The organism is Daejeonella sp. (genome assembly GCF_044232565.1).
GTDB lineage: Bacteria > Bacteroidota > Bacteroidia > Sphingobacteriales > Sphingobacteriaceae > Daejeonella.
The window spans coordinates 1-5,173 of sequence record NZ_JBIILQ010000204.1 but is presented as its reverse complement, the minus strand read 5'-3'; the positions used below and the strand labels follow the sequence as shown (position 1 = coordinate 5,173).

The 5,173-nt window shown below is 39.2% G+C and carries 4 protein-coding genes and 1 pseudogene; 2 read left to right on the top strand and 3 right to left on the bottom strand.

What is annotated here, in order from left to right; genetic code table 11:
• The coding region (locus ACILQF_RS10410; RefSeq protein WP_395627345.1) for a TerC/Alx family metal homeostasis membrane protein at positions 1–806 on the top strand (806 nt) is incomplete at its 5' end.
• Between the two features lie 126 nt (positions 807–932).
• Here the strand turns inward: ACILQF_RS10410 and ACILQF_RS10405 are convergent.
• Genes ACILQF_RS10405 through recJ form a run of 3 tightly spaced genes read right to left on the bottom strand, consistent with a single transcriptional unit; the run spans position 933 to position 4,910 of the window.
• On the bottom strand, positions 933–2,441 hold the full coding sequence (locus ACILQF_RS10405; RefSeq protein ID WP_395627344.1) for a GH3 auxin-responsive promoter family protein: 1,509 nt from the start codon (positions 2,439–2,441) through the stop codon (positions 933–935).
• Positions 2,442–2,454: 13 nt separating this feature from the next.
• Complete coding sequence (gene lptB / locus ACILQF_RS10400; RefSeq protein WP_395627343.1) at positions 2,455–3,198, bottom strand: LPS export ABC transporter ATP-binding protein; 744 nt, start codon at positions 3,196–3,198, stop codon at positions 2,455–2,457.
• Positions 3,195–4,910: a single-stranded-DNA-specific exonuclease RecJ gene (gene recJ, locus ACILQF_RS10395; protein WP_395627342.1), complete on the bottom strand. Its 1,716-nt coding sequence runs from the start codon at positions 4,908–4,910 to the stop codon at positions 3,195–3,197. The genes lptB and recJ overlap by 4 nt, the downstream gene beginning before the upstream one ends.
• Before the next feature lie 56 nt (positions 4,911–4,966).
• Between recJ and ACILQF_RS10390 the strand changes: the two are divergent.
• Positions 4,967–5,173: pseudogene (locus ACILQF_RS10390) on the top strand (MBL fold metallo-hydrolase); the annotation flags it as partial.

Genomic DNA, 5,173 nt, shown 5'->3' with positions numbered 1-5,173 from the left:
ATTTCCATAACATTACCCTTAATCCAGCTAATTTTGACGCTAGTTTGGCGATCTATAAACAGAATTTAGGCCTCGAGTTTATTACTGGATATGTGATTGAATACGCGCTTTCGGTAGATAATATTTTTGTGATGGTGCTTATTTTTTCAGCCTTCAATGTGGATGAGAAATATTATCACCGCGTGCTCTTTTGGGGTATTATTGGCGCAGTAATGATGCGATTTGGCTTTATTTTTCTGGGATCAACCCTTATTAATCGCTTCGACTGGATACTTTATATTTTTGGTGCTTTCCTGGTTTATACCGGTATAAGTATGTTCTTGAGTAGGGATGAGGAAGAGAAAATCGATACAGAGAACCACAAAGTAGTACGTTTTGCATCCAAATATTTCTCGGTTTATCCTGAGTTTGTTGGCAATAAATTTTTCATTAAAGTGGATGGTGTGAAAATGGTTACCCCACTTTTTATCGTTCTATTGATTGTTGAGTTTACTGATCTGATTTTTGCTGTTGATTCGATCCCGGCAATTTTTGCTGTCACGAAAGATCCCTACATCGTATTTTTCTCTAATATCTTTGCCATTTTGGGATTGCGTTCCATGTTTTTCCTACTGGTAAATGTGATTCATAAATTCCATTACCTTAAACTGGGACTTTCATTCTTATTGTTGTTTATCGGAATAAAAATGCTTGCCCATCACTGGTTGAGTATGTGGGGTTTCACGACGGTGCATTCCTTGTTTATCATTTTATTTATCCTTACCACAAGTATTGTGGCCTCCTTGATGTTCCCGAAGAAGGCGTAGGGACAGGTCGCGACCTGTCCGGAAGGATTGCAATGGTAGGGACAGGTCGCGACCTGTCCGTAAATATCCGGATAATCGTAAATATTCATAAAAATTGCAAAGGTGTGGACAGGTCTCGACCTGTCCCTACAACAATTTCAAAATCTCATCCACATACCCTCTATCATTTGCCAGGCGTGGCACTTTATGTTGGCCGCCAAGTTTACCGCGACTTTTCATCCATTCGTAAAAAGTGCCGTCGGGGGCGAGGTGTAATTTTGGTCTAGATAGGGCCATATCTTTATAGCGTTTAGCATCATAATCTGAGTTTATTTCTCTCAAAGTTTGATCCATCACATCGGTGAAACGTTCCAGATTGTCTGGTTTTACTTCAAATTCGATAATCCACTCATGTCCGCCAGCATTATTACCTTCAAAATAAATTGGGCATGCTGTATAATCTCGGATGATGGCACCCGTTTCGGCGCAGGCTTTAGAAAGGCCCTTTTCGGCATTATCTATAATTAATTCTTCCCCAAAGGCATTGATGAAATGCTTGGTGCGTCCTGTAATTTGAATTCTATGCGGTGTTAATGAGGTAAATTTAATGGTATCACCAATCATGTAACGCCATAAACCTGCATTTGTGGAGATGATGAGTGCGTAATTTTTATTTAGCTGCACCTCATCAAGGCTTAAGGTTTTTGGATCTTCCTTGTTTATATCCTCCATTGGAAGAAATTCATAGTAAATACCATAGTCTAACATGAGCAGCATCTCTTCAGAGTTTGGCTGATCTTGAATACCGAAAAACCCTTCTGATGCATTATAAGTTTCCAGATAGTACATATTATCCGAAGGAATCAGCTTTTTAAATTGTTCGCGGTAGGGTTTAAAATTTACCGCTCCGTGGAAGTAGAATTCTAAGTTGGGCCAAACTTCAAGTAAATTGTTTTTACCCGTAATTTCAAGTACACGTTTTGCAAGAACAATGTTCCAGGTGGGTACCCCCGAAATATTCGTCACATTGACATCGATGGTTGCCCGAGCCATTTTTTCGATTTTCTCCTCGAAATTATCCATTAAGGTAATCGACATTTCAGGAGTACGGTAGAATTCGGCCCAGAATGGTAGATTTTTGATGAGCACGGCAGATAAATCGCCAAAGCTAGAGTCGGCATTCAGTTGATTAATCTGATGACTTCCGCCTAAAACAAGGCATTTTCCTGTAAATATTTTTGTGTCGGGCCGATTATTGCAGTATAGTGAAAGAAGATCTTTACCACCTTTAAAATGACACTCCTCCAGTGATTCTTCACTTACTGGAATAAACTTACTTCTGTCATTTGTGGTGCCTGATGATTTAGCGAACCATTTAATATCTGTAGGCCAAAGTATATTATGTTCGCCGTTTAACATTTTCTCAATGTATGGCTTTAACGTATCGTAGGTTTGGATTGGAACCCTTTCTTTGAATTGATCTTGGTTTATAATCGACTCATAGCCGTATTTTTTACCCCATTCTGTATTTTTGGCTGTAGAAATTAATGTTTGAAACCACTCATCCTGAACATCATAAGGATATTTTATGAAAAGCTCGATCTGGTGCATCCGCTTTTTCATTATCCAGGTAAAAATGGAATTTACTAATGTCATTTATTTAGGATGCTTAAACGGATAAATGTTTCTTTTTACGCAGTTCAAAGTTTTGTCCAAGATAAAACTTTTTAGCCATTTCATTTACCGCAATTTCTTGTGGTGTACCGGTGAGCATAATTTTACCTTCTGCCAAAAGATAGGCCCTATCTGTGATAGATAGCGTTTCTTGCACATTATGATCAGTAATTAAAATACCAATATTACGCAACTTAAGCTTTGCTACGATACTTTGGATCTCTTCAACCGCAATTGGGTCAACTCCGGCAAATGGTTCATCCAGCAATATAAAATTAGGCTCTGCAGCCAACGCTCTTGATATTTCTGTCCTGCGACGCTCGCCCCCCGATAAAAGATCACCACGATTTTTCCGAACTTTATGTAGGCTAAACTCATCAATGAGCTCTTCCAATTTATGTTTTTGTTCTTCTTTGCTCAGTTTCGACATCTCGAGCACTGCTTTGATATTGTCTTCAACAGTGAGTTTTCTAAAAACGGAGGCTTCTTGTGCCAAATAACCAATTCCTTTTTGTGCACGGCGGTACATGGCATCTTCAGTAATATCCTCATCGTCCAGATACACATGCCCTTCATTCGGCTTGATAAGTCCCACAATCATATAAAAAGAGGTCGTTTTTCCAGCACCATTTGGTCCCAATAAACCAACAATCTCTCCTTGCGAAACATGGAAGGAAACATTATTTACAACGGTTCTTTGCTTGTATTTTTTGACCAGGTTTTCGGCTCTTAAAATCATTTTTTTAGGATTGGAAGAGTGGCCCGTATTCCCTTGATGTTCAGTTGTATCGATTTTTTCTCTTTCCATATGTTCTCGTCAATAGTATAACAAATGTCAAATGGTTCACCCGAATTGACCATCGGCATAAATTCTGCCAACCCAAATCCAATGCAATTATAATAAGTTTGATTGTGTTGATGTACTGACATTTTTAGGTGGTTGTTTCCTACCAATGCTGCACCGCTGTAAGTATAAACATTTTTACTTATAAAAATCGGTGCCATGTTTTGCGGACCGAAAGGTTCAAATTGCTTTAATATCCGAAAGAACTTGGCATCAATTTGATTCAGCATAATTTCTGTGTCAATGTTTATTGCTTGAACCAATTGCTCTTCAGTTATAGTCCTTGAAACGACCTCTTCAAATTTTTGTTGTAAAGCAGGTATATTCTCTATTTTCATCGTTAAACCGGCAGCATATTTATGTCCGCCAAATTGTTCAAGGAGCTCGCTGCATTCGCTTAGGGCTTCGTAAAGGTCAAAACCTAGGACTGACCGTGCGGAGCCTGCTGCTTTGCCATTGGAATGAGTCATTACAATAGTGGGACGGTAATATTTTTCTGTTAAACGGGATGCCACAATGCCAATTACGCCTTTGTGCCAGTCGTGGTTATAAACCACAGTGGTTTTCCTTGCAATCAGCGCCGGATCTTCATCAATTAATGCTAAGGCCTGTTCTGTAATCAGGCTATCATGTTCTTTACGCTCTGTGTTTTTTGTATTTATAATTTGTCCTTTTTCAAAGGCTAGCGCATCATTTTCGGCGATTAAGAGATTTACCGCATGTTTTGCATCATCTATTCTGCCGGCAGCATTAATTCTGGGTCCTATGGTGAATACTACATCCGTAATGGTGAGGTCTTTTCTTCCCGAAAGGTCCATGAGTGCACTCAGTCCTTTGCAGGGATCACTATTGAGCTTTTGCAATCCTATCCAAGCCAAGACTCTATTTTCTCCAGTTATTGGAACAATGTCTGCAGCAATACTTACAGCAACTAAATCGAGATAAGTATTTATTTCCTCAACAGGGAGGTTGTTTTTCTGTGCATAGGCCTGGATCAGCTTGAACCCGATGCCGCAACCTGATAATTCTTTGTACGGATAATTGCAATCAGTCCGTTTTGGGTCGAGAATGGCAATCGCCGCAGGTAAGGTATCTCCCGGGAGGTGATGATCACAAATGATAAAATCCACACCTTTTTCATTGGCGTAAGCGATTTTATCGTTTGATTTTATTCCGCAGTCAAGTGCAATGATCAGTGAATATCCATTTTCTGCGGCATAGTCAATTCCTTGGCTAGAAATTCCATAGCCCTCCAAATATCGATCAGGAATATAAAAATCTATTGCGGCATGGTGCTTTTTAAAGAAACTATAGGTTAAGGCTACAGCGGTGGTGCCATCAACGTCATAATCACCGTAAATAAGAATCTTTTCTCCTGCTTGTATAGCTTGCTCAATTCGGGTGATAGCCAGATCCATATCCTTCATCAAAAAAGGATCATGAAGCTGTTCGAGTGTTGGCCTAAAAAAAGAATGCGCATCCTCATAGGAATTGATGCCTCGCTTTACCAGAAGGTCGGCGAGAATGGCATCAATTTTTAATGATTCCTGTAATTCTGCACTTGCAGTATGGTTCTTAACTTCCCATTCCACCCACCTTTTTTCCATATCTTTGCCTAATAATGTGTAAAAATAGAATTTAACCTTACAATATACAAAGAACATTGAAAGCTTTAGCCTTATATGAAGGATCTTATTCAGTAGATAGTACAAAGACCTTCATTCCCTTCGATCCAACACTACACAACCCAAAAGATAGACCTGCTTCTCTGTTTATTTTTGTGCAACCCTTTCTTGTTGAAACGAAGAATGATTTGATTGTTTTGGATACAGGTTTAGGATTTAAAGGGCAGTCGGGGGAGCTATTAATT

Excerpts from the sequence above, each read along its gene's own strand:
- ACILQF_RS10405 (WP_395627344.1), bottom strand. The coding sequence starts at position 2,441 with ATGACATTAGTAAATTCCATTTTTACCTGGATAATGAAAAAGCGGATG.
- lptB (WP_395627343.1), bottom strand. The coding sequence starts at position 3,198 with ATGATTTTAAGAGCCGAAAACCTGGTCAAAAAATACAAGCAAAGAACC.
- recJ (WP_395627342.1), bottom strand. The coding sequence starts at position 4,910 with ATGGAAAAAAGGTGGGTGGAATGGGAAGTTAAGAACCATACTGCAAGT.